Source organism: Ameyamaea chiangmaiensis, from assembly GCF_013376175.1.
Taxonomy (GTDB): domain Bacteria; phylum Pseudomonadota; class Alphaproteobacteria; order Acetobacterales; family Acetobacteraceae; genus Ameyamaea; species Ameyamaea chiangmaiensis.
The window spans coordinates 1-578 of record NZ_JABXXR010000366.1; the positions used below are offsets into that span (position 1 = coordinate 1).

Here is a 578-nt window from a genome sequence, read left to right on the forward strand (position 1 = left end):
GGCCTCCCGATCGAGTTGCTGTTGCAAGGCGGTTTCCATGGTGTCGAGCCGATCGATGGCACTTTGGAGCGTGCCGGCCTGTCGACTTGCGGCCTGCACCGCGCTGGCCATGGCCTGGGCGGCCCGCGTGGAGCGCGTCTGGGCATCACGCGCCATGCGCGCCTGTGCCGCCACGGCGTCGCGTTGCTGGGTCTGCTGGACCGACAGCCCTTCCAGTTGCTGGCTTTGCGCCTCCAGCGTCGCACGCACCTCGGTCAGGCGTGCCTGACGCGCGCGCATGGTTTCCGCCCGCTGCTCCAGCCCTTTCGAGAGGCCGCGCAGCACCATCAGGCCACTGATCGCGCGCGTCGGCTCAACCGGGGCAGCCAACAGCGTGTCCGCAGGATACAGCGACAGGCGTTCCACCAGAGGCAGCATCGGCCGGAGGGCCTCGGCGTCACGCGCAATCGCGGCGCTGAGGGAGGCGTCTTCCGTTCGCAGCGCCGCAACGCGGTCGGACAGGTCGGCCACCGCCTGCTCCGTTTTTTGCAGCGCCGCGTTGGCCGCGACGCTCTGTTCGGACAGCGCGGCGGCCTTGT

General features: G+C 70.1%; 1 pseudogene. It reads right to left on the reverse strand.

From position 1 onward, the window contains the following. A pseudogene (locus HUK82_RS17090) lies at positions 1 to 578 on the reverse strand (murein hydrolase activator EnvC family protein); the annotation flags it as partial.